This window comes from Nonomuraea cypriaca (assembly GCF_015645445.1).
Classification (GTDB): domain Bacteria; phylum Actinomycetota; class Actinomycetes; order Streptosporangiales; family Streptosporangiaceae; genus Nonomuraea; species Nonomuraea cypriaca.
Genome location: NZ_JADOGI010000448.1, coordinates 1 through 3,152, shown reverse-complemented (window position 1 = coordinate 3,152; position 3,152 = coordinate 1). Strand labels below are relative to the sequence as shown.

Annotated in this window: 2 protein-coding genes; one reads left to right on the top strand and one right to left on the bottom strand. The window is 73.5% G+C overall.

What is annotated here, in order from left to right; all coding sequences use genetic code 11:
• Nucleotides 1-289: 289 nt before the first annotated feature.
• Nucleotides 290-1,531, bottom strand: coding sequence for a chorismate mutase (locus ITP53_RS60880; protein WP_328818883.1), 1,242 nt, complete (start codon nucleotides 1,529-1,531; stop codon nucleotides 290-292).
• A gap of 289 nt (nucleotides 1,532-1,820) precedes the next feature.
• On the opposite strand from ITP53_RS60880, the gene ITP53_RS54615 reads away from it, so the two are divergent.
• On the top strand, nucleotides 1,821-3,152 hold a 1,332-nt coding region (locus ITP53_RS54615; protein ID WP_195903356.1), incomplete at its 3' end, for a serine/threonine-protein kinase.

Sequence of the window (3,152 nt, the reverse complement as noted above, 5' to 3'; positions counted from 1 at the left end):
ACCCACCCCGACGCCACCACCACCCAGCCGCGGACACCACTCCCCCGGGCTCGGTTCACCGCCCGCGGGCATAGGCGCCACCGCCGCTCAGGCGCCGACACATCCCTGCGCTGCTCGGAGACCACCACCCACGCGCGACGCACCACCGCCGCTAAGACGCGAGCACCGCTCCCTCGGGCTGGGTTCACCACCGCTCGGGCATGGCGTCATCACATGGGCGCGGGCGACTGCGCCACTCGGGTGCGGGTTTGCCACAAATGTGGGGCGTGGCGCTTGGGAACGGGGGCGCTCACTTTCCCGCGCGTTCCTCGGCCAGGTGGAGGCCCGCCTCGATGACGGCGTTCATGATGGGTGCGAGCCGCGCCTCACCGAGCGACGGCGCCCGCACCGCCATCTTGGCCACCAGGGCCTGCTCCCGCGCGAAGTCGCGCCCGGCGAACCCGCCGACCGGCTTGATCCGCTGGACGATGCCCGCCAGCGCGGCCCGGCGTTCGAGCAGCGTGGCAAGCGCGGCGTCCACCCGGTCGATCGCCTCCCGGCACTCGGGCAACGTCGCAGGCGACTCGTCCCGGAGCAACGCGCCGACGACTGTCACTGCCTCCTCGGCCATCCGCAGCGCCACCTCACCGTCCTCGCCGCCTGGATCCACCCCGGCCCACACCCCCGAGCCCAAAACCCCACCACCGGCACCGCCGGCCCCGCCACCGGCACCACTACCGGACCCGTCACCGTTCCCACCGCCGGCCACGCCGCCAGCCCCACCACCGGCATCGCCGTGTCTCCCGCCACCGGCATCGCCGTGCGTCGCATCACCAGCCTCGCCGTGAGCCAGATCGCCGGTTCCAGCGCTGGGGGTGGCCTCTCTCGTGGGGGCCACGCTCATAGGGCGCGTCAGGTGGCCGGCCGCGACGATGGTGAGGTCGCGGCCGCCCGCGAGGCGTCTGTCGCCCGTGAGTCCGCCGCCCGTGGCGAGGCCGCCCGCGACGACGCCCGCGTAAGGGGCCGCCGTGCCGTGGCCAGGACCCCCGACGACCAGACCGTCGGCGCCGGCGGCCACGGCGGCGGCGGACAGGCCGATGTTCCTGGAGACGTCGGCGAGCACCGGCCGCCCGGACGCGGCCCGCGCGGCCCGCATGAGCGCCAGGTCGAGGTGGCCGGACTCGCAGAGGATCACCCGCCCGTCCCCCTCGGCCGCGCAGTAGTCGGCCAGCCCCAGCCACTCCTCCAGAGACGCCGCGACCCGCCGCTCGACGACCACCGGCAGCGCCAGCCCCGCCGCCGCCCGCACCAGCGGGATGTCCCGCGTCCACGACGCCCCCACCACCACGGCGTCGGCCAGTTCGGCGATCGCGGGCAGGTCCGCCGCCGACGACGGCTCCACCAGCGTGGCGCGATCCCGCAGCACCTCGTACGCGTCCACCCGTCCGCGCTGCGCCCGCAGGCTGACCCGGCGCCCGATCACGACGGCGGGCCCGTCCCCCACGAGCAGCTCACCCACGGCGACCGCATGCCGTTCCAAGGTCGATGACATTCGACGACTCCCCACTCGGGCCGGCCCTCAGGAGCCGGCGGAAAAACCAAAAAGGCAGAGACGGGCGTCTCTGCCTCGTGCCGACTCCAGGAGGTCGCTAGCGAACGACCGGCTCTCCCAGAGCCGGCTCGATAAACGCGTGGCGACAAGTCATGTCTAAAACCCTACACCCACCCCTCCACCTGCTGGACAGCCCTTCTCACATGGCGGACTGGCCCTCCGGTGAGTCGCCGTTGATCCCTCGCTATGGGAGTATTTCTTGGCCTAGAGGAGGGGTTTGAGGCCGTTGATGTCGGATCGGAAGCAGGACGGACGTCGCATCGCCGGCCGCTACCAGCTGCAGGAACCCATCGGCAGGGGCGGTATGGGCATTGTGTGGCGTGCCCACGACGAGCTCCTCGACCGCACGGTCGCGGTCAAGGAGGTCAGGTACGCCGCCGCCCTGGGCGAAGAGGTACAGCTGCTGAACCGGCGGACCATGCGTGAGGCGCGAGCGGCGGCCAGGTTCGAGCATCCCAACGTGATCGTCGTCCACGACGTGATCGAGGAGGATGGCCGGCCCTGGATCGTCATGCAGCTCGTTCAGTCGCGCTCCCTGGGCGCCGTGATCAAGCAGGAGGGGCCGCTGCCGCCCAAGCGGGTGGCCGAGATCGGGCTGGCCATGCTCGACGCGTTGCACCGGGCGCACGAGTCGGGTGTGCTGCATCGGGACGTCAAACCCGAGAACGTGCTGCTCGCCGACGACGGCCGGGTGGTGCTCACCGACTTCGGCATCGCCACGCTGGAGACCGAGACGCAGCTCACCATGACGGGCCTGGCGGGCACACCGGCGTTCATCGCGCCCGAGCGGCTCAAGGGGCTGCCCGCGCGGCGCGAGTCCGACCTGTGGGCGCTCGGCGCGACGCTCTACACGGCCGTGGAGGGCCGCTCGCCGCACGAGCGCGGCATGGCGCTCGCCACGATGCACGCCGTGCTGACCGACGAGCCCGATCCCGCCTCGCACGCCGGCCCGCTCACGGAGGTGATCAGCGGGCTGCTGGTCAAGGAGCCGGTGCAGCGGACCACGTACGAGGAGGCGCAGCGTCTGCTGCGCCAGGCCATCGCACAGTCGAACCCGCCCCCTACGGCGCAGTTCCCCGCCGCGCAGGAGCTGGAGGTGCCGGCCCCCACCACGCCGCGCAGGTCGCCCGGCCTCGGCAGGCTGCGCCAGGCCCCCGCACAGGGAAAGTCGCGCGAGGCGCCCCCTCCGGCCGTGGACGAAACCCCGACCGACCCCAACCTGCTACTGAACCTGGCCCCGGAGGTCCCCCAGACCGGCGCGCGGATCACGCCGGCCACCGGCGGTCCGTTGCCGCCGGCCGAGTCCACGATGGACGCGGGTCGGCCCGACCAGCGGCAGGTGCAGGTCAGGACGGTCGTCGCGGCGGCCGCGGCGGTCGTGCTCGTCGCCGGTCTCGGCGCGTACCTCGGCCTGCGTTCGGCCCCCGCCGACAACACGGCGAGCGAGGACGGCCCGCCGGGCTCTTCGGCGGTCGTCGCGTCCCCGTCGCAGAGCCCGCCCTCGGCGGCGTCGCCGAGCGCGTCCCAGCCGTCGGCCACCCCCACCGCCACGCCCACGCCC